18 protein-coding genes and 1 pseudogene are annotated in these 19,093 nt (G+C 74.5%); 8 read left to right on the top strand and 11 right to left on the bottom strand.

What is annotated here, in order from left to right:
- Window positions 1-50 precede the first annotated feature (50 nt).
- Window positions 51-1,313: an exo-beta-N-acetylmuramidase NamZ family protein gene (locus GR130_RS11500; protein ID WP_159504632.1), complete on the bottom strand. Its 1,263-nt coding sequence runs from the start codon at window positions 1,311-1,313 to the stop codon at window positions 51-53.
- 232 nt (window positions 1,314-1,545) lie between these two features.
- Here GR130_RS11500 and GR130_RS11505 point away from each other — a divergent pair, with 232 nt between their 5' ends.
- From GR130_RS11505 to GR130_RS11515, 3 genes are all read left to right on the top strand, one after another.
- The gene (locus GR130_RS11505) at window positions 1,546-2,313 is read left to right on the top strand and encodes an SDR family oxidoreductase (RefSeq protein ID WP_159504633.1); all 768 of its coding nucleotides are present in this window, start codon (window positions 1,546-1,548) and stop codon (window positions 2,311-2,313) included.
- A gap of 166 nt (window positions 2,314-2,479) precedes the next feature.
- The gene (locus GR130_RS11510; protein ID WP_159504634.1) at window positions 2,480-4,141 is read left to right on the top strand and encodes an AMP-binding protein; all 1,662 of its coding nucleotides are present in this window, start codon (window positions 2,480-2,482) and stop codon (window positions 4,139-4,141) included.
- A 26-nt stretch (window positions 4,142-4,167) separates the two neighbouring features.
- Window positions 4,168-4,779, top strand: coding sequence for a TetR/AcrR family transcriptional regulator (locus GR130_RS11515; protein WP_159504635.1), 612 nt, complete (start codon window positions 4,168-4,170; stop codon window positions 4,777-4,779).
- A gap of 56 nt (window positions 4,780-4,835) precedes the next feature.
- On the opposite strand, the gene GR130_RS11520 is transcribed toward GR130_RS11515, so the two are convergent.
- The 7 genes and pseudogenes from GR130_RS11520 to GR130_RS11550 form a co-directional block, all read right to left on the bottom strand.
- Window positions 4,836-6,050 (bottom strand): acyl-CoA dehydrogenase family protein, encoded by a 1,215-nt coding sequence (locus GR130_RS11520; protein ID WP_159504636.1) that lies wholly within the window; start codon window positions 6,048-6,050, stop codon window positions 4,836-4,838.
- A 4-nt stretch (window positions 6,051-6,054) separates the two neighbouring features.
- Window positions 6,055-7,107, bottom strand: a complete 1,053-nt coding sequence (locus GR130_RS11525; protein ID WP_159504637.1) for a phosphotransferase family protein — start codon at window positions 7,105-7,107, stop codon at window positions 6,055-6,057.
- A gap of 186 nt (window positions 7,108-7,293) precedes the next feature.
- On the bottom strand, window positions 7,294-8,271 hold the full coding sequence (locus GR130_RS11530) for an MBL fold metallo-hydrolase (protein ID WP_159504638.1): 978 nt from the start codon (window positions 8,269-8,271) through the stop codon (window positions 7,294-7,296).
- Window positions 8,272-8,597: 326 nt separating this feature from the next.
- Window positions 8,598-9,131, bottom strand: a complete 534-nt coding sequence (locus GR130_RS11535; RefSeq protein WP_159504639.1) for an NUDIX domain-containing protein — start codon at window positions 9,129-9,131, stop codon at window positions 8,598-8,600.
- Window positions 9,132-9,218: 87 nt separating this feature from the next.
- Window positions 9,219-9,446 (bottom strand): annotated as a pseudogene (locus GR130_RS11540) (SDR family NAD(P)-dependent oxidoreductase); the annotation flags it as partial.
- A complete protein-coding gene (locus tag GR130_RS11545; RefSeq protein WP_159504640.1) occupies window positions 9,443-10,108 on the bottom strand; it encodes a TetR/AcrR family transcriptional regulator in 666 nt (221 codons plus the stop codon). The gene GR130_RS11545 and the pseudogene GR130_RS11540, both read right to left, overlap by 4 nt.
- Window positions 10,109-10,180: 72 nt before the next feature.
- Window positions 10,181-11,077 (bottom strand): DMT family transporter, encoded by an 897-nt coding sequence (locus GR130_RS11550; RefSeq protein ID WP_159504641.1) that lies wholly within the window; start codon window positions 11,075-11,077, stop codon window positions 10,181-10,183.
- Between the two features lie 207 nt (window positions 11,078-11,284).
- Between GR130_RS11550 and GR130_RS11555 the strand changes: the two genes are divergently transcribed.
- The 4 genes from GR130_RS11555 (at window position 11,285) to GR130_RS11570 (ending at window position 14,774) form a co-directional block, all read left to right on the top strand.
- Window positions 11,285-12,073, top strand: coding sequence for a molybdopterin-dependent oxidoreductase (locus GR130_RS11555; protein ID WP_236572979.1), 789 nt, complete (start codon window positions 11,285-11,287; stop codon window positions 12,071-12,073).
- Window positions 12,057-12,710: a cytochrome b/b6 domain-containing protein gene (locus GR130_RS11560; RefSeq protein WP_236572980.1), complete on the top strand. Its 654-nt coding sequence runs from the start codon at window positions 12,057-12,059 to the stop codon at window positions 12,708-12,710. Before GR130_RS11555 ends, GR130_RS11560 begins: the two co-directional genes overlap by 17 nt.
- A gap of 196 nt (window positions 12,711-12,906) precedes the next feature.
- Entirely contained in the window at window positions 12,907-13,485 is a 579-nt protein-coding gene (locus GR130_RS11565; RefSeq protein ID WP_159509903.1) for a winged helix-turn-helix domain-containing protein, read from the top strand.
- Window positions 13,482-14,774 (top strand): MFS transporter, encoded by a 1,293-nt coding sequence (locus GR130_RS11570; RefSeq protein WP_159504643.1) that lies wholly within the window; start codon window positions 13,482-13,484, stop codon window positions 14,772-14,774. The genes GR130_RS11565 and GR130_RS11570 overlap by 4 nt, the downstream gene beginning before the upstream one ends.
- A 105-nt stretch (window positions 14,775-14,879) precedes the next feature.
- Here GR130_RS11570 and GR130_RS11575 read toward each other — a convergent pair whose 3' ends face one another.
- From GR130_RS11575 to GR130_RS11585, 3 genes are all read right to left on the bottom strand, one after another.
- Entirely contained in the window at window positions 14,880-16,016 is a 1,137-nt protein-coding gene (locus tag GR130_RS11575; protein ID WP_159504644.1) for a sensor histidine kinase, read from the bottom strand.
- Window positions 16,013-16,843: a response regulator transcription factor gene (locus GR130_RS11580; RefSeq protein ID WP_328707551.1), complete on the bottom strand. Its 831-nt coding sequence runs from the start codon at window positions 16,841-16,843 to the stop codon at window positions 16,013-16,015. Before GR130_RS11580 ends, GR130_RS11575 begins: the two co-directional genes overlap by 4 nt.
- 127 nt (window positions 16,844-16,970) lie before the next feature.
- Window positions 16,971-17,387, bottom strand: a complete 417-nt coding sequence (locus GR130_RS11585; RefSeq protein ID WP_159504645.1) for a (2Fe-2S) ferredoxin domain-containing protein — start codon at window positions 17,385-17,387, stop codon at window positions 16,971-16,973.
- Between the two features lie 120 nt (window positions 17,388-17,507).
- On the opposite strand from GR130_RS11585, the gene GR130_RS11590 reads away from it, so the two are divergent.
- Entirely contained in the window at window positions 17,508-18,914 is a 1,407-nt protein-coding gene (locus GR130_RS11590; protein WP_159504646.1) for a cytochrome P450, read from the top strand.
- Window positions 18,915-19,093 lie beyond the last annotated feature (179 nt).

Here is a 19,093-nt window from a genome sequence, read left to right on the forward strand (position 1 = left end):
GCCGGGGATGCGCGACGGCGGTGCGGTGCACCGTCGGCCCCCAAGGGCCGCTAGCGGTAGCGGAGATACCGCTCCCGCACCGCACGGAAGCGCGCCAGCCCGTCCTGCCAGGCCGCGGCGATCTCGTCCGTCCCGGCGCCCGCGTCGATCATCGTGCGCACGGTCGCTGACCCGGTCAGCAGGTCGAAGTGGTCGGCCCGCCAGGCGAAGCCCTTCCAGACCCGCCGGGCCGTCACCAGCAGGCCGATCCCGGTGCGCACCGGATCGAACGCGGAGCGGTCGTGGACGTGCAGCTGGAGCCCGCCGACCGTCCGGCCCTGGAACTTGGAGAAGGTCGGCGCGAAGTACGCCTCCCTGAAGTGCACGCCGGGCAGCCCCAGTTCGGTGGCGGCGGCCGCCCACCGGTGGTCGATGCCCTCGGCGCCGAGGAGTTCGAAGGGCCGGGTGGTGCCGCGGCCCTCGGAGAGGTTGGTGCCCTCGAAGAGGCAGGTGCCCGCGTAGACCAGCGCGGTGTCCGCGGTGGGCATGTTCGGGCTGGGCGGTACCCACGGCAGTCCGGTCGCGTCGAAGAAGTCGCTGCGCCGCCAGCCGGTCATCGCGACCGTCTCCAGCTCCACCGGCCGCCCGGCGGCCCGCGGCACGAACTCGCCGTTGAAGAGCCGCGCCAGCTCCGTCACCGTCATCCCGTGTGCCTGCGAGATCGGCTCCCGGCCGACGAACGAGGAGTACCTCCGGTCCAGCACGGGGCCGGTCGCGGCCCGGCCGGTGACCGGGTTGGGGCGGTCCAGCACCACGAACCGCCGGCCCGCCGCGACGGCCGCCACCATGCAGTCGTAGAGCGTCCAGATGTAGGTGTAGAAGCGCGCGCCGACGTCCTGGATGTCGAAGACGACGGTGTCCACGCCGGACTCGGTGAAGACGTCCGCCAGTTCCCGGCCGCTCTTGTCGTAGGTGTCGTAGACCGGCAGTCCGGTGGCGGGATCGGTGTACCGGGCCTCCGAGCCGCCCGCCTGGGCGGTGCCCCGGAAGCCGTGCTCGGGGCCGAACACGGCGGTCAGCCGGACCCGGCGGTCGGCGTGCATGACGTCGACGACGTGCCGGACGTCGCGGGTCACCCCGGTCGGGTTCGTGACGATGCCGACCCGCTGCCCGTCCAGCAGGCGGTAGCCGTCGGCGGCCAGCCGGTCGAAGCCGGTGTGCACCCGCCGGCCGCCGGGCCGCGGCGCCGCCTGGGCGGGGGTCGCGGTGACCGCCGCCGCGGCCGCTCCGGTCGCCGCCAGCCGCCCCAGTAGAACGCGTCTCGACAGAGCCATGCGCACCCCTCCGTGGTCGGTGCCGGACCGGTTCCGTGTCGTGCGCACGCTAACGCTCCGCGCCCCGGGAGGGAACGCGGCAGGCCGTGCCGGAAGCGGGCGCCGGGCCGAGGGGGCACCTGCCGCTCGCGCGCGGAAGGGAGTGGGGGACGGTCTTCCGCTCGGACATACCGACTGGTTAGTCTGCCTCCCAGTGCGTCGGGCGACCCGGAGCGAGCGAAGGAGACACAGCGTGGCAGCCGTACGGGACAAGACCGTTGTCGTGACCGGAGCGGGCGGCGGGATCGGGGCCGCACTGGCCCGCCGGTTCGCCGCCGAGGGCGCCCGCGTCGTGGTCAACGACCTGGACGAGGCGAAGGCCCGCAAGACCGCCGAGGAGATCGGGGCGACCGCGGTCCCCGGCGACGCCTCCGGCATCGTGCCACAGGCCCGCGAGGCGCTGGGCGGCGCCATCGACATCTTCTGCGCCAACGCCGGCGTCGGCACCGGCGGCGGCCCGGACGCCCCCGAGGACGACTGGGCGCTGGCCTGGGACGTCAACGTGATGGCCCACGTCCGGGCGGCGCGCGAGCTGGTGCCGGAGTGGCTGGCGCGCGGCGGCGGCCGGTTCGTCTCCACCGTGTCCGCCGCGGGCCTGCTCACCATGGTCGCCGCGGCCCCGTACAGCGTCACCAAGCACGGCGCCTACGCCTTCGCCGAGTGGCTGTCGCTGACCTACCGCCACCGCGGCATCGACGTGCACGCCATCTGCCCGCAGGGCGTACGGACCGACATGCTGGCCGCCACCGGGGCCGCCGGGGACCTCGTCCTGACGCCCACCGCCGTGGAGCCCGAGGCCGTCGCCGACGCGCTGTTCGCGGCCATGGACGAGGGCCGCTTCCTGGTCCTGCCGCACCCGGAGGTCGCGGACTACTACACCGCACGGGCCGCCGACCCGGACCGCTGGCTGGGCGCCATGAACCACCTCCAGCGGAAGCTGGAGGAGCGGAGCGAGCGCTGACCGCCGGGCACAACGGGCCCACCCCCATGGGGACTTGCGGGCCGCGGGCGTCCGGACAGGGCGACGCCCGCGACCCGGATCCACCGGCAGCCGGCCGGCCGTACGGGCCGGCGACCGGACGACCAGGGACGAGCACGGACCATCAGGAAGGAAGGGCCGCACCCCGATGACCTCCTACCAGGACAAGCCGTGGCTGGCACAGCTCACCGACGCCCAGCGCGCCCCCGTCCAGCCGCCGCCCTCGCCGCTGCACGCCTTCCGGGCCGCGGTCCGCCGCGCCCCCGAGCGCACCGCGCTCGCCTACTTCGACGGCCGGCTCTCCTACGCCGAGACCGACGCGCTCTCCGACGGCATCGCCGCCCACCTCGCCGGGCGCGGCCTGCGGCGCGGCGACCGGGCCGCCGTCATGCTCCAGAACACCCCGCAGTTCGTGCTGGCGGTGCTCGGTGTCTGGAAGGCCGGCGGGGTGGTCGTCCCCGTCAACCCCATGTACAAATCGGCCGAGATGCGGCACATCCTCACCGACGCCGAGGTCACCGCCGTCATCTGCGCGGACCGCACCTGGGACGCGTTCCTGCGCGCCACCGCCGCCGCGGCGCCCTCCGTGCGCATCGCCCTGACCACCTGCGAACGGGAACTCCAGACCCGCGACGACGCCCGGGTGCTGCGCGGCGAACGGCTCGGCCCCCAGCAGGGTGCCGACGATCTGCTCACCGCCGCCCGGGCGGTCGGCCGGATCCGGGCGGTGCCCGCCGACCCCGGGCCGGCCGCCGACGACCTCGCGCTGATCAGCTACACCTCCGGCACCAGCGGCACCCCCAAGGGCGCCACCAACACCCACGGCAACATCAGCTACAACGCCGAACGCCAGCGCACCGGACACGCCCTGCCCGACGGCGCCACCTACTTCGCGCTCGCCCCGCTCTTCCACATCACCGGGATGGTCTGCGAATTCGCCGCCTGCGTCGCCAACGCCGGAACCCTGGCCCTCGCCCACCGCTTCGAGGCGGGCGTCGTGCTGGACGCCTTCCTGGAGCACCGCCCCGCCTATACGGTCGGCCCCTCCACCGCCTTCATGGCCCTGATGGCCCACCCCGCCGTCACCCGCGAGCACTTCGGCTCCTTCCGGACGGTCAGCTCCGGAGGCGCGCCGCTGCCGCCCGCGCTGGTGGAGGCGTTCCGCGCCGGCTTCGGCCCGTACCTCCACAACGGCTACGGCCTGACCGAGTGCACCGCTCCCTGCGCCAGCGTCCCGCCCGGACGTGAGGCGCCGGTCGACAAGGTCTCCGGCACCCTCGCGGTCGGCGTGCCCGGCCCGGACACCGTCGTACGGATCATCGACGAGGCGGGCCGCGACCTGCCGTTCGGCGAACCGGGCGAGATCGCGGTCCGCGGCCCGCAGGTCGTGCCCGGCTACTGGCGCCGCCCCGACGCGACCGCCCAGAGCATCCCGGACGGCGAACTGCGCACCGGCGACATCGGGTTCATGGACGGCGACGGCTGGCTCTACGTCGTCGACCGCAAGAAGGACATGATCAACGCGTCCGGTTTCAAGGTGTGGCCCCGGGAGGTCGAGGACGTCCTCTACACCCACCCGGCGGTCCGCGAGGCGGCCGTCGTGGGCGTGCCGGACGCCTACCGGGGCGAGACCGTCAAGGCGTACGTCAGCCTGCGTCCGGGCGCCTCCCCCGAACCCGCCGAACTGGCCGCTTACTGCAAGGAGCGGCTCGCGGCGTACAAATATCCCCGGGTGGTGGAGATCCTGCCCGAGCTTCCCAAGACCACGAGTGGCAAGATCCTCCGACGGGAGCTGCGCCACCGCGCATGAGTACGGACGAAGGACAGGTGAGGGCGATGGCCGGCACGAAGGACGGCACCGGCAACGGCGACGGCACCGCGAAGCCCGTGGCGCAGCGGCTGCTGGCCACCGCCACCAGGCTGTTCGCGGAGCACGGCTACGACCGCACCTCCGTGCAGGAGATCGTCGACGCGGCGGGCGTCACCAAGGGCGCCCTCTACCACTACTTCGGCTCCAAGGACGACCTCCTGCACGAGGTCTACGGCCGGGTGCTGCGGCTCCAGCAGGAGCGGCTGGACCACTTCGCGGACGCCGACGCACCGGTGGAGCAGCGGCTGCGGGACGCCGCCGCGGACGTCGTCGTCACCACTATCGAGAACCTCGACGACACCAAGATCTTCTTCCGCTCCATGCACCATCTGAGCCCCGAGAAGGACAAGCAGGTGCGCGCCGAGCGGCGGCGCTACCACGAGCGGTTCCGGGCCCTGGTCGAAGAGGGCCAGCGCACCGGGGTGTTCGCCGCCGACATCCCCGCGGACCTGGTCGTCGACTACCACTTCGGCTCGGTGCACCACCTCGGGACGTGGTACCGCGAGGACGGGCCGCTGAGCCCGCAGCAGGTCGCCGACCACCTGGCGGAGCTGCTGCTGCGGGCGCTGCGCCCGTAACGGCGTGACAGGCGCCGGACCTGTAACGCCGATACCGGCACTGTCCCGTAACGGCGTTACAGGTACTGCTTGATCTCGCGCCGCGCCAGCGACCGCTGGTGCACCTCGTCCGGCCCGTCCGCCAGCCGCAGCGTACGGGCCCCGGCCCACAGCTCCGCCAGGGGGAAGTCCTGGCTGACCCCGCCCGCGCCGTGCAGCTGCACCGCCTTGTCGAGGATGTCCACGACCGTCCGCGGGGTGGCGATCTTGATCGCCTGGATCTCGGTGTGCGCGCCCTTGTTGCCGACGGTGTCCATCAGCCAGGCGGTCTTCAGCACCAGCAGCCGCAGCTGCTCCACCGCCACCCGGGCGTCCGCGATCCACTCCTGGACCACGCCCTGTTGGGCCAGCGGCTTGCCGAACGCGGTACGGCTCACCGCCCGCCGGCACATCAGCTCGATCGCCCGCTCGGCCATCCCGATCAGCCGCATGCAGTGGTGGATCCGGCCGGGCCCGAGCCGCGCCTGGGCGATCCCGAAGCCGCCGCCCTCCTCGCCGATCAGATTGCCGACCGGCACCCGCACGTCGTCGAAGACGACCTCCGCGTGCCCGCCGTGGTAGTGGTCCTCGTAGCCGTAGACCTGCATGGCGCGCTCGACGGTCAGGCCAGGGGTGTCCCGCGGCACCAGGATCATCGACTGCTGGCGGCGGATGTCGGCTCCGTCGGGGTCGGTCTTGCCCATCACGATGAAGATCTGGCACTGCGGGTTCATCGCCCCGGAGATGTACCACTTGCGGCCGTTGACGACGTACTCGTCGCCGTCCCGCTCGATACGGGTCTCGATGTTGGTGGCGTCGGACGAGGCCACCTCCGGCTCGGTCATCGCGAACGCCGACCGGATCTCGCCCGCCAGCAGCGGCTCCAGCCACTGCTTCTTCTGCGCCGCGTCGCCGAACTGGGCCAGCACCTCCATGTTGCCGGTGTCCGGCGCCGCGCAGTTCAGCGCGGTGGGCGCCAACTGCGGGCTGCGGCCGGTGATCTCGGCCAGCGGCGCGTACTGCAGGTTGGTCAGCCCGGCCCCGTACTCCTCATCGGGCAAGAAGAGGTTCCACAGCCCCTGCCGCCGCGCCTCGGCCTTCAGTTCCTCGACCACCGCCGGGGTGTCCCACGGCGAGGCGAGCGCGGCCCGCTGCTCGTGGGCGGTCCGCTCGGCCGGGTGGACGTACTCGTCCATGAACGACAGGAGCCGGTGGCGCAGTTCCTCGGTGCGGGCGTCGAATGCGAAGTCCATGGGCTCAGCCTTCCTTGAGGGTGGTCAGTCCGCGGTCGATGAACACGGGCACCAGCTCGCCGATCCGGTCGAACCCCGCGCCGACCGTCTGGCCGAGCGTGAAGCGGTAGTGGATGCCTTCGAGGATCACGGCGAGTTTGAACCAGGCGAAGGCGGTGTACCAGGCGATGCCGGAGGTGTCCCGGCCGGAGCGCGCCGCATAGCGCGCGATCAGCTCGTCCGGACCGGGGTGCCCCGGGGCGCCGCTGCTGGTGCTGACCGGCGACTTCGGCAGGCCGAGGTCCGTGCAGTACATCACCAGCAGCCCGAGGTCGGTCAGCGGATCGCCGAGCGTGGACATCTCCCAGTCCAGTACGGCCGTGATGGTGTCGTCGGCGCCGACCAGCACGTTGTCGAGGCGGTAGTCGCCGTGGACGACGGTGGGCGCGGGCGAGGTCGGCAGCGCCCGGCCCAGCGCCTCGTGCAGCTCGTCGACGCCCGGCAGCGCGCGGTTCTTGGACGCGGCCAACTGCTTGCCCCAGCGGCGGAGTTGGCGCTCCAGGAAGCCGTCCGGGCGGCCGAAGTCGGCGAGACCGGCCGCCGCCGGATCCACCGCGTGCAGCGCCACCAGCGTGTCGACGAGGGAGAGCACCACCGCGCGGGTGCGCTCCGGACCGAGCGGCGCCAGCTGGTCCGCGGTCCGGTACGGGGTGCCCTCGACCAGCTCCATCACATAGAACGGTGCGCCGACGACCGTCTCGTCCTCGCACAGCAGCAGCGTCTCCGGCACCGGCACCGCGGTGCCGTGCAGCGCGCTGATCACCCGGTGCTCGCGCCGCATGTCGTGCGCGGTGGCCAGCACATGGCCGAGCGGCGGCCGGCGGACGACCCAGGAGGCGGCGCCGTCGGTGACGCGATAGGTGAGGTTGGACCGGCCGCCCTCGATCAGCTGCGCGCTCAGCGGCCCGCCGGCCAGGCCCGGACGTTCCCGGTCCAGGTGTTTGCGCAGGCGGTCCAGGTCGAGGCCGGGGGGTGCCTCCCGGCCGGCGGCCGGCGGGGGAGGGGTGCCGTTGCTCATCGTGCTCCTCCGTGGGGAGTGGGACGGTCCATGGCTACCAGTGGTCGCCCGCACGATCATGCCGACTAGTCGGTATGGAGTCCAGTGCCCGCCCGTGGGGCGTCCGTCACCCGCCGCGTTCGCGCCACGTCCCGCCGGGCCGGACGCCGGGTCGCCGCCGGCCGCCCGCCGCCCCGGACCGGCCGCTCACGCGTGGCAGGCCGGTGGCACCCCGCCGTTCATCGCCGCCATCTCCCCGAACCCGGTCACCGGGTCCAGCGGCGCTCCCGGCGCGGCGCCCGCCAGCTCCGCGTACGCCCGGTGCAGGTTCGCCACCAGCCGCTCGCTCTCGGCCAGCCCCGCGAACGCGCCCAGGTCCGCCTCCCGCGCCACCTCCAGCGGCGTACGCCCGGCCGCCCGCCCCGCGCGGGCCAGCTCGCCGACGAACCGCAGATAGCGCTCGATGCCGTCGTAGACCTCCGGCCCGGTCACCGGGCCGTGCCCGGGGACGACGGTGGTCGCGTCCAGCGACCGCAGCACCTCGATCGCCCGCAGCGACCCGGTCAGCGAGCCCATGAAGACGAACGGCGTGCCCCCGTGGAAGACCAGGTCGCCGGCGAACACGATGCGCTGCCGCGGCAGCCACACGATCGTGTCGCCGGTCGTGTGCGCCACCCCCGGATGGATCAGCCGCACCTCGAACTCCCCGACGTGCAGGGTCAGTTCGTCGGTATACGTGATCTCCGGCGGGGTGATCCGGATGTCGCCGTACGCCACCTGCGGCCAGACCGCGTGCAGCTGGTGCCCGGCGGCCAGCACCTCACGGCGGCACGCCGCGTGCCCGATGACCGCCGCCTCGGGCGCGAACACGCCGTTGCCGTAGGTGTGGTCGCCGTGGTGGTGGGTGTTGACGACCGTACGGGGCGCGGGGGCGCCGCTCTCCGCGATCCGGCGGCGCAGCAGCCGCGCCCGGCGCTCGGTGGCGGCGGTGTCCACGACCAGCGTGGCGCCGCCGTCGGTGACGAAGCCGGCGTTGTTCAGGCACCAGCCGCCGTCCGGCTGGACGAACGCGTGGACTCCGGGGGCGAGTTCGGTGAGGTAGGGCTCGGGGACCTGCCCGGTGCCGCTCCGCTCGCCGGTCCCGCGGTCGCTCCCGCCCGGCGCCTGGCGCTGCTGCTCGGTCATGTTCCGCTCCCGGAAAGGTGGTTGCCCCGGCCCGGCGCGGGCGGCGGGGCGAGGGCGTCCCGCGTCCACGCGGCCGGGCTCACCGTACCGCCGGGCGCGCCCTCAGCGGGTCCGCACCAGCAGCGCCGCGCCGCACACCGACATCCCGAGCGTGCAGCCGACCAGCAGCAGCGCGAGCCGGGGCGGCAGCGGTGCCGGGCGGCCGGTGGCCGTCGGAAAGGATCATGGCCGAAACACCAGCGCCTGTCCGGTGGGTCAGGGCCGGACACCACGCCCGGGGGCTGTCCGGCCCTGACCCGCCGGACAGCCCCCGGTCGCCGGTCCGCTCAGAGCTCCCCGGCCGCCCGACGGGCGGTCAGCTCACGGTAGGCGGCCAGCCCGTCCGGCGTCCACGGCCACTCGTCCAGCCGCCGGCGCAGCTCCTCCTCCGGCAGGAACGCGTACCAGTCGATCTCCGCCTCCTGGGGCGCGACCGGAAGGGTGCAGCGCACCTGGTACACCGCCGACCACCAGGTGTGCTCCGGCGTCTCGTACAGGAAGCGGAACAGCGGCTCGGGGCGCGCCAGGCCCCGGACGCCCAGTTCCTCCTCGGCTTCCCGGAGCGCCGCCTCGTCGTACGACTCACCGGCGCCGACCACGCCGCCGACGAACATGTCGTAGTGCGACGGGAACACCAGCTTCGCGGGCGTCCGCCGGTGCACGAAGATCCGGTCCTCGGCGTCCCGGACGAGGATGAACGCGCACCGGGTGCGCAGCCGGCGGGCGTAGCTCTCGGCGCGCGGGGCCTGCCCGACGACCCGGTCGTGCTCGTCGACGACATCGAGGATCTCGTCCGCGTTGAGCGGTTGCTGATCTGTCATGGCGCCATGCAACCACCAGGTGCGGCCACCTCACCCGCCGGGACGCCGCCCCGGCTACCGGCTCACTGCCCCATGACGTACCGGACCGTCGGAGGTCACGTCGTGCGGCAGGAAGCGGGCCCGCTCGCCCAGCCGTGCCGCGGTCGCCGCGCCCTCCTCCGCCAGGACGTCGGTCAGCACGATCCGCGCACCGGCCGCGACGGCCTGCTCGGCCGCCGCGGCGCCCAGCCCGCGGGCGCCGCCGGTGATGATGACGGTCTTGCCGGCCGGGCTCGGTGCGGATACCGGGGCGGGCACCGGGGCGGGCTCGCTCATGGGGAACTCCTTGGATGCCGTCGCGCGGTGGTCGCGGGGGCGGCGGCGCGCAGGAAGGCTTCCGTCGTCCCGGCGAGATCGGCGAGGAAAAGCTCCTCTCCGGTCAGGGGTTCGGCGCCCTTGAGGTAGTGCGTGGCCCGGTCGGCCATCGCCGCGCCCATCAGCGTGAGCGCGAGGTCCAGCCGCTCCAGCCGCAGCGCCTCGGGCAGCCCGGCCGCGGCGAGCGCCTCCTCGACCCGGCAGATCAGCCGCCAGTACGCGGTTCCGGCCAGCGTCGGATGCGGGATCCGGGCGCGCACCCCGCTCTCGTGGCTGAGCTGGGCGGAGATCCGCAGGCAGCGCCGCCCGCGGTCGGTGCGCAGCTCGGTGGCCTCGGCGGTGACCAGCACCCCGAGCAGGTCGGCGAGCGTCGGCCCGGCGGTCTCCGCGGCGGCCAGCAGTGGCGCCAGGGCCGCTTCCGTACGGGCCAGCCGCCCGGCCATCACGGCCTCCAGCAGGCCGGCGCGGGAGCCGAAGTGGTACTGCACGGCCGAGGGATTGCTCTGTCCGGCGAGCGCGACGATGTCACGGGTCTGGGCGCCGTCCACGCCCTGCGCCGCGAAGATCTCCTCGGCGGCGCGGATCAGCTTCTCCCGGGTCTCGGGACCCGATGTTCTGGGCATGCGGCCATTCTAATGTCGAACATTAACAAAGGTGAGGTGTGACCGGGACGAGGTGAGGGGCCGGCGCGCACCTCAGCGGGGCTGGAGCTCCCGTGCGCGCGCGGCCTTCCCGGCCCCCGGCGGCATCGCCGGATGGCTCCCGATCAGCACGATCCCCGCCACCACCGCCGCGATCCCGGCCGCCTCCCAGGCCAGCGCGCCGGTCGTCACCCGCAGCTGGTCGCCGAGGAACCCCACCCCGCAGGCGATCCCGGCCAGCGGCTGGGCAGCCGTCAGCGCGGGCAGCGACATCCGCAGCGGCGCGGACTCGAACGCGCTCTGCACCATCACCAGCGCCAGCACCCCCAGCACCACGATCGCGTACGGCTGCCAGCTCGTCAGCAGCGCGCCCCAGCCGCCGGAGCCGAACCGCTGGCCGCTGATCCGGGTCAGGGCGTCCTGCAACCCGTAGAGCAGCCCGGCGGCGACCCCCAGCAGCGCGGCCTCCAGGCTCACATGCACCCGCTCCCGTTTGGCGACGGCCGCCAGCAGCAGCGCGGTGCCCAGCACCACACCCATGATCAGCCACTGCGCCAGCTGCCCGACCTCGCTGTTCCGGCTGCCGTGCGGGCGCCCGGCCACGATGAACGCGGTCACCCCGCCGCCCAGCAGCCACAGCCCGGCCCATCCGCTGCGGCCCAGCCGCTGCCGGGAGATCCGCCGGGCCAGCGCCATCGCGAACAGCAGATTCGTCGCCATCAGCGGCTCGACGAGGGTGATGTCCCCCATGCCCAGCGCCACCGCGCCCAGCGCCATCCCCGCCACCATCAGCGCGATCCCGGCGACCCAGCGCGGCATCCGCACCAGGTCGAGCAGCAGCCGCAGGGAGAGGTAGTCCTGCGGTGGGGCGTGCTGTGCCGCGATCTGCTGGAAGACAAATCCGGTGCCCAGACAGCAGGCCGCGCCAAGGGCGAGCAGAATCACCGTCACGTCGCACACCTCGTATCGCGCGGGGTGGGGGATGCGCCCGAGGATAGCCACCCGGGAACGGCCTCCGGGTGGCCCTCGTCACCCACCATTCTCGCGCGCACCCGTCTGTACCACCCGGTGACCGGCCGTTGCGGGCAACGATGACGAAAGTCTGACGCCGGGGCCCGACGGCTGGTCCCCACGCCCGCCGGATGCTCGAATCGAGCCGTGACACAGGACCCGCACCCGCAGCCCGAGCCGCAGCCGGCCCGCGAATCGGACGGCGACGCAGATCAGCGGCAGGGCGCGGACGGCCGCGGCAGCCCCGTCGGCCGCCGCGTCGTACTGGGCATGCTCGCGGCCGGCGCCGCCGGTATCGCCGCCGCACCGCTCCTCCAGCGCGCCTACGACAGCACCGTCGGCGCCGCCGCCCAGAAGGACCCCACCGGGCTGTCCGGCCTGCTGCCCGCCGGCGGTGGTTTCCGCTACTACTCGGTCACCGGCTCGGTCCCGCGCAAGGACGAGCGCACCTACCGCCTCACCGTCGACGGCCTGGTGAGCCGCCCCGCCACCTACCGCCTCGCCGACCTGCGCCGCCTGCCGCAGACCCGGCTCGTGCACGACGTCCAGTGCGTCACCGGCTGGCGGGTGCCTGGCACCCCCTTCGAGGGCGTACGCCTCGGCGCGCTGCTGGCCGCCGCCGGCGTCCACCCGCAGGCCGAGGCCGTCCGCTTCACCTGCTTCGACGGCTCCTACACCGAGTCGCTCACCCTCGCCCAGGCCCGCCGCGACGACGTCCTGGTGGCCCTGCGGATGCAGGACAAGCCCCTCGGCTACGACCACGGCGGCCCGGTCCGCCTCTATGTCGCCCCCATGTACTTCTACAAGTCGGCGAAATGGCTGTCGAAGATCACCGTCACCGACCGGGTGGAGCCGGGTTTCTGGGAGGAGCGCGGCTATGACGTCGACGCCTGGGTCGGCCGCTCGAACGGACGCGACGATGCCCCGACGACCTGACGGCGGCGCGGCCGGCGCTCCGTCCGGCCGGATCGCCCGCTTCACCCCCGCCGAACGCTGGGTGCACCGCACCACCGCCACCCTCATGTCCGTCTGCGTCCTGACTGCGGGCTGTCTCTACCTCCCCTTCCTCGCCGAACTCGTCGGCCGCCGCGCCCTCATGGTCACCGTCCACGAGTGGGCCGGCATCCTGCTGCCGGTCCCGCTGCTGCTCGGCCTGGCCTCCCGCGCGCTGCGCGCCGACCTCACCCGCCTCAACCGCTACGGCCCGCACGACCGCCGCTGGCTGCGCGCCGCGCTCCGCCGCCGCAAGGGCCGCCGCCCGGCCGGCAAGTTCAACGCCGGCCAGAAGCTCTACGCCGCCTGGATCGCGGGCGCCGTGCTCGTCATGCTCGCCACCGGCCTGCTGATGTGGTTCCCGCACCTCGCCCCGCTCCTCTGGCGCACCGGGGCCACCTTCGTCCACGACTGGCTCGCCCTCGCCGTGGTCGTGGCGATCTCCGGCCACGTCTGGAAGGCGTACGGCGATCCGGAGGCGCGGCGCGGGATGCGGACGGGGGCGGTCGACGCGGGCTGGGCGGAACGCGAACATCCGCTCTGGCGGGCGCCTGGCACCGGCGGTTCCCCCGCCGAGTAGCTCCGAAGAAATTGCAGAGAATTCTCTGCAAAGGAGTCTCTGCATCTCTACGCTGGCGTCCATGACCGATGCCGAGACGCCCGACGCCGCACTGCCGCCCGCCGCGATATCCGGTGCCGAAACCCCCGCGGCCGAAACGCGCGGCGGCCCCGCCGCCGACGCCCGCGCACCGCACGCGCCGCGCCCCACCCGCCGGATGGACGCCCGCAGTCTGCGCGCGCTGGCGCATCCGCTGCGGATGCGCATCCTGGAGCTGCTGCGGCTGGACGGCCCGGACACCGCCACCGGCCTCTCCCGCCGGCTCGGCGAGAACACCGGGACGGTCAGCTGGCATCTGCGCCATCTGGCCGACCACGACTTCATCGAGGAGGAGGCCGGCCGTGGCACCCGCCGCGAGCGCTGGTGGCGGGCCGCCGCCGTCTCCCACCAGCTCAACACCACCGATTTCCGCGACGATCCGGACGCCCGCGGCCCGCTCTCCGTCTACGTCCACGAAATCGTCCAGCAGCACTTCCACCGGGTCGCCGGCTATCTCGCCGAGGACTGGGCCCCGGAGTGGCGGGACGCGGGCGAGATCGCGCAGTGGTCCGACCTCCGCCTGACGCCGGATCAACTCGCCGCGTTGAACCGTGAGGTGGCGGACGTCGTGGAGCGGTACCGGGCCGCCTCCGGGCAGCCCGCCCCGGAGAACCGGCCGGTCGTCGTCCAGCTCCAGTCCTTCCCCCGAGAGGAGCGCACCCCCCGCGAGGAGCGCACCGATCGGCCCGACCGGTGACCGGCCTGCTCCACCGCCACCGCGACTTCCGGCTGCTGTGGTGCGGCGAGACCGCCGGCAAGTTCGGGTCCGCGGTCACCCGGGTGACCATGCCGCTGATCGCCGTCGCCACGCTGCGCGCCGACACCTTCGCGGTCGCCCTGCTCAGCGCCTGCGGCTGGCTGCCCTGGCTGCTGATCGGGCTCCCGGTCGGGGTGTGGGTGGACCGGCTGCCCCGCCGCCCCCTGATGCTGGGCGCCGCCGCGGTCCCGGCGGTGCTGTTCGCCGCCGTCCCGCTCATCGCCCGGTCCGGCGGCCTCGGCCTCGGCCTGCTGATCGCGGTGGCTCTGCTCACCGGCGCCGCGGCGGTGCTCTTCCAGACCGCGTACAGCGCCTATCTGCCCACCCTCCTCGACCCGGCCGACCAGCCGGAGGGCAACGCCAAGCTGCACGGCAGCGCATCGGCGGCGCAGCTCGCCGGACAGAGCGCGGGCGGCCTCCTCGTCCAACTCGCGGGCGCCGCCGGCGGGTTGCTCGCCCCCGCGGCCACCCATCTGCTCTCCCTGCTCTGCCTGCTCGGCATCCGGCACCGCGAACCGCGCCCGGACGCCGGGCAGCGCGCCCCGCGCTCGCTGGTCGCGGAGGTCTGCGAGGGGCTGCGGCTGGTGGCCGGCGACGTCTGGTTCCGTACGCTGACGCTCTTCGGCGCCGCCTCCAACCTCGCCCTGATGGGGTATCAGTCCATCCTGCCGGTCTTCCTGGTCCGCGAGGTGGGGCTGTCGCCGGGGACCGTCGGCATCCTGCTCGCCGTGGCCGGTACGGGCGGGGTTGCGGGTGCTTTCGCGGTCCGCCGGACCGCCGCCCGCATCGGCACCGCCCGCGCCACCCTGCTCTTCGAACTCGCCCTGCCCACCGTGGCGTTGCTGATCCCGCTCACCACCGGCGGACCCGGTGTGCTGCTGTACGTCGTGGGCGGGTTCGGGGTCAGTGCGGGAGTCGTGGCCGGCAACGTGCTCAAGGCGGGCTTCCAGCAGGGCTACTGCCCGCCCGCGCTGCTCGGCCGGCTGACCGCCGGCAGTGCGTTCCTCAGCTACGGGACGCTGCCGCTCGGCGCGCTGCTCGGCGGTGCGCTCGGTGCCGGGCTGGGCGTCCGCACGGCCCTGTGGATCACGACCGCCGGGGTCCCGCTGGCCGCCCTGATCCTGCTCGCCTCACCGGTCCGCACCGCCCGCGACCTGCCGACCCGCCGTACCGGGCCGGCGGACGGGCGCGGCGCGCCGGAGCCGCGCCGCGGCGCCGGACTCCGCTGAGCGGGCGCCGGACTCCGCCGAGCGCGCCGGGGCCACCGCACCGCCCCGGCGCGCCCCACCGCGTTCATCGAGTCCGCCGCGTCCATCGCGTCCACCGGGGTCACCTCACCCCGTACGCGCCGGCCCGGCCTCCGGCAGCTCCACCTCGAACCGGCACCCGGCTCCCGTATTGCGCACCGTGGCCCGGCCCTCGTGCGCCTCGGCGATCCCGCGGACGATCGCGAGCCCCAGTCCCGCGCCGCCCCCGCCGTCCGCCCGTGGGGTGCGCGCCGGTCCGCCGCGCCAGCCCGTGTCGAACACCCGGGTGAGGTCCGCCGCCGGAATCCCGCCGCAGCCGTCCTCCACCGCGAGCACCACCCGCCCCTCGGCGCGGTACGCGCTGACCGCGACCGTGCCGTCCTCCGGCGTCGCCCGGATCGCGTTGACCAGCAGATTGCCCAGCACGCGGGTGATCTGCTGGGCGTCCACCCGCACCGGCAGCGGCACCACCCCGCCGTCCACCAGCCGCACCCCGCTCGCCCGCGCCAGCGGCCGGGCGCCCGCCAGCGCGTCGTCCACCAGGTCGTACACCGACACCCGCGACAACGTCAGCGCCAGCGCCCCGGCCTGAATGCGGGACAGCTCGAAGAGGTCGTCGACCATCGCGGCCAGCCGGTCCACCTCGATCCGCATCCGCGCGTGATAGCGGGCGGTGTCCTCGGCGACCCCGTCCTCCAGCGCCTCGGCCATCGCCCGCAGCCCGGCGAGCGGGGTGCGGAGGTCGTGCGAGATCCCGGCGATCAGCTCACGGCGCGAGGCGTCCAGCGCCCGCTCGCGCTCCCGGGCCTCGGCCAGCCGTCCGCTGGTTTCCTCCAACGCCCGAGACAACGCGGCGAGTTCGGCGGTCGGCGGCTCGCCGGGCGCCACGAAACCGCCCTCGCTGCCGACCGTCCGCGCGGACCGGGCCAGCTCCCGGCTGCCCGCCGCGATCCGCCGCCCGAACAGCAGCGCGGCGGCCAGCGAGACGACTCCGGAGACGGCCACCACGGCCATCACCACGCCCAGGTCGTGCCCGGACAGGAACATCGCCTGGGCCACCGCCACCGTGCCGGCCGCCATCGCGGCCACCGCCAGGGCCGCCACCGCGAACAGCGACAGCGCCACCGACCGCCGCCGCAGCGCCCGTACCGCGGGCGCGGCCAGCAGACCCACCGCCGCCGCACCGAGCGCCGCCAGCGCCACGATGACCAGAAAGTCCGTCATGCCCGCGACTCGCCGCCCCCGGGCGCCGCATCGTGCGTCGCCACCTCGCCCGCCATGATCACCTCGCCGCCGCCGGGGTCGAAGCGGTACCCGGCGCCCCACACCGTCGTCACCAGCCGCGGTGCCGCCGGATCCGCCTCGATCTTCTCCCGCAGCCGCCGCACATGCACCGTCACGGTCGACAGATCGCCGAACTCCCAGCCCCAGACGCGCTGCAGCAGCTGCTCCCGGGAGAAGACCCGCCCCGGGTGCCGCATCAGGAACACCAGCAGGTCGAACTCCCGTGCCGTGAGGGAGAGTTCCCGGCCCGCGCGGTGGGCCCGCCGGCCACCGGGGTCGGCGGTCAGGTCCCCGGCACGCAGTACGGCCGCGGGCGCGGCGGCCGGCGGCGCCGCCTCGGCCCGGCGCAGCACCGACCCGATCCGCAGCACCAGCTCCCGCGGGCTGAACGGCTTGGTCACATAGTCGTCCGCGCCCAGCTCCAGCCCGAGGATCCGGTCCGCCTCCTCGCCGCGCGCGGTCAGCATCACCACCGGGACCGCCGGGCCCTCGCCGGACTGCCGCAGCCGGCGGCAGACCTCCAGGCCGTCGATGCCCGGCAGCATCAGATCCAGGACGACGAGATGCGGGCGGAAGTCCGCGGCGCGCTCCAGGGCGGTGAACCCGTCGGCGGCATGCGCGGTGGTGTAGCCGGCGCGGGAGAGATAGCCGGTGACGACCTCGGCGACGGTCGGGTCGTCCTCGACGACCAGGACACGGCGCGGCGGCCCCGGTACGGGCCCCTGGGCGGGACCGGGCGGGGGAGTGGGCGGGGTTGTGGGGCGCACGGGCTCAGCGTGCCCTTCCCGGGAGACACCTCATACCTCCAGCCAACACCAGCGGACGCGGCCCCGCGCGCCGGGGGCCGGTTCCGTAAGACTCCGGTAACCCGCGGCACCGGCCCCGGCGCACCGCTCAGGCCCCCTGGCCGTCCAGGCCCTCCCGCACCCGCCGCGACACGGTGATCGCGTACAGGTCGAGCACCCCGGGCGGCTCCGCGATCCCCGGCCCGCCGGCCCGTATCCAGGCGGCGATGTCCGCCAGCGCGTCGTCGTCGTTGACCAGACCCAGCCACACCGGCCGGCCGCCCGCGGCCCGGCCCGCCGCCGACGGCTGCACCACGACCACGTTCGCCTGGTCGCAGACGTCCAGGCAGTCCGAGGCGCGCACCGGCGCCGCGCCGTCGAGCGCGGCCCGCAGCCGCGGTATCTGCCCGGCGTGGTCCACCCCCGGGAGCTTCGCCCCGTCCCCGCAGCAGCAGCCGCGGCAGACGGTGACCCGGCACTGGCTCGCGGTGGCACCGGCCGCCCTCCCGGCACGCTTGTCGATCATCCGGCCATGGTACGGGGACGCCGCGCCCGCCCCGCGGCCGGTTCCCGCCCTCCCGCGCTCCGCCCTCCCCGGTCGCCGGCACGCTACTCAGCCGACCGGAAATTGGATAGGAATGCGAGCATGTCCCTGACCAACTCCGCCTCCCGCCCCGGACCCGGACCCCGCACCGAGATCCCCGGCCCCGCCGGCCTCCCCGTCATCGGCTCCCTGCTCGACCTGCGCCGCGACTCCCTCGGCGCCTTCTTAAGAGCCCAGCGCGAGCACGGCGACGTGGTCCGCCTGGAGGCCGGCCCGCCCGGACTCCGCAGCGTCTTCCTCGCGGTCTTCGCCCCCGAGGGCGTCCAGCAGATCCTCGCCTCCCAGGCCGCCAACTTCCGCAAGGACCACCCGCTCTACGAGGAGGTCCGCCAGGCGTTCGGCAACGGCCTGCTCACCAGCCAGGACGACGACTACCTCCGCCAGCGCCGGCTGGTGCAGCCGCTGTTCACCAAGCGCCGGGTCGACGGCTACGCCTCGGCCGTCACCACCGAGGCCCAAGCGGTCGCCGCCCGCTGGCAGTCGGCCGGCGACACGGTCGACCTGGTCCCCGAGATGAACCGGCTGGCCCTGCGCACCGTCGCCCGGATCCTCTTCGGCCTGGACGTGGAGGCGGCCGTCGAGGCCACCGACCGCTGTCTCCCGGTCATCAACGACTACGTCGTCAGCCGCGCCTACAACCCCCTGAAGATGCCCCGGGACTGGCCCACCCCCAGGAACCTCCGGGCGCGCGGCGTCACCGCCGAGCTGAACGCCCTGTGCGACCGCATCATCGCCGAACGCCGCACGGCGGCCGGCAAGGGCGGCCCCGCGGCCACCCCGGAAACCGACGACCTGCTGACCCTGCTGGCCGCCGCCGGCAACGAGCAGGACGGCACCCTCGACGCCACCGAGGTCCGCGAACAGGTGCTGATCTTCCTCCTCGCGGGCCACGAAACCACCGCCACCTCCATGGCGTTCACCCTGCACCTCCTCGCCCGGCACCCCGAGGAGCAGTCCCGGATCCGCGACGAGATCCGCCGGGTCCTCGGCGAGGGCACCCCCACCGCCGCCGACCTGGACCGACTCCCGCTCCTGACCCGGGCGTTCAAGGAGTCCATGCGGCTCTACCCGGCGGCCCCGGTCGTCAGCCGCCGGGCGGTGGCGGCCACCGAGATCGCCGGCTTCGCCGTCCCGGCCGGCGCCGACGTCGTCGTCGCCCCCTGGGTCACCCATCGCCACCCGGCGCTCTGGGAGGACCCGGAGCGCTTCGACCCGGACCGCTTCACCCCCGAACGCGAGGCCGGCCGGCACCGCTACGCCTGGTTCCCCTTCGGCGGCGGCCCGCGCGCCTGCATCGGCCAGCACTTCTCCATGCTGGAGTCGGTACTGGCCCTGGCCACCCTGCTCCGCTGCCACGAGCTGACCGCCGTCGACCAGGACGTCCCGGTCGCCGCCGGGGTCACCCTCCAGGCCACCGGCCCGGCGCGCGTCCGCCTCCGCCCCGCCTGACCGCCGCGACGGCGCCCGCCGCACCCCGGTGGGCGCCACCGCGGCACAGCGCCCGCAAACGCAACAGAAATAGCGTTTGCGTTTTCCGCCCCCACCCCCTACCGTCGAAGTCGTCAGTGCCCCCGCCGACAGGAGAAAGCCGTTGCTCGTCTGAGGTCTTGAGACGCCGCGCCCGCGAC

The organism is Streptomyces sp. GS7, assembly GCF_009834125.1.
In the GTDB taxonomy this organism is placed as follows: Bacteria; Actinomycetota; Actinomycetes; order Streptomycetales; family Streptomycetaceae; genus Streptomyces.

What these genes read in the sequence shown, in the direction of transcription:
- GR130_RS11500 (WP_159504632.1), bottom strand. Translation starts at nt 1,313, where the DNA reads ATGGCTCTGTCGAGACGCGTTCTACTGGGGCGGCTGGCGGCGACCGGA.
- GR130_RS11510 (WP_159504634.1), top strand. Translation starts at nt 2,480, where the DNA reads ATGACCTCCTACCAGGACAAGCCGTGGCTGGCACAGCTCACCGACGCC.
- GR130_RS11515 (WP_159504635.1), top strand. Translation starts at nt 4,168, where the DNA reads ATGGCCGGCACGAAGGACGGCACCGGCAACGGCGACGGCACCGCGAAG.
- GR130_RS11520 (WP_159504636.1), bottom strand. Translation starts at nt 6,050, where the DNA reads ATGGACTTCGCATTCGACGCCCGCACCGAGGAACTGCGCCACCGGCTC.
- GR130_RS11525 (WP_159504637.1), bottom strand. Translation starts at nt 7,107, where the DNA reads ATGAGCAACGGCACCCCTCCCCCGCCGGCCGCCGGCCGGGAGGCACCC.
- GR130_RS11530 (WP_159504638.1), bottom strand. Translation starts at nt 8,271, where the DNA reads ATGACCGAGCAGCAGCGCCAGGCGCCGGGCGGGAGCGACCGCGGGACC.
- GR130_RS11535 (WP_159504639.1), bottom strand. Translation starts at nt 9,131, where the DNA reads ATGACAGATCAGCAACCGCTCAACGCGGACGAGATCCTCGATGTCGTC.
- GR130_RS11545 (WP_159504640.1), bottom strand. Translation starts at nt 10,108, where the DNA reads ATGCCCAGAACATCGGGTCCCGAGACCCGGGAGAAGCTGATCCGCGCC.
- GR130_RS11560 (WP_236572980.1), top strand. Translation starts at nt 12,057, where the DNA reads ATGCCCCGACGACCTGACGGCGGCGCGGCCGGCGCTCCGTCCGGCCGG.
- GR130_RS11565 (WP_159509903.1), top strand. Translation starts at nt 12,907, where the DNA reads ATGGACGCCCGCAGTCTGCGCGCGCTGGCGCATCCGCTGCGGATGCGC.
- GR130_RS11575 (WP_159504644.1), bottom strand. Translation starts at nt 16,016, where the DNA reads ATGACGGACTTTCTGGTCATCGTGGCGCTGGCGGCGCTCGGTGCGGCG.
- GR130_RS11585 (WP_159504645.1), bottom strand. Translation starts at nt 17,387, where the DNA reads ATGATCGACAAGCGTGCCGGGAGGGCGGCCGGTGCCACCGCGAGCCAG.
- GR130_RS11590 (WP_159504646.1), top strand. Translation starts at nt 17,508, where the DNA reads ATGTCCCTGACCAACTCCGCCTCCCGCCCCGGACCCGGACCCCGCACC.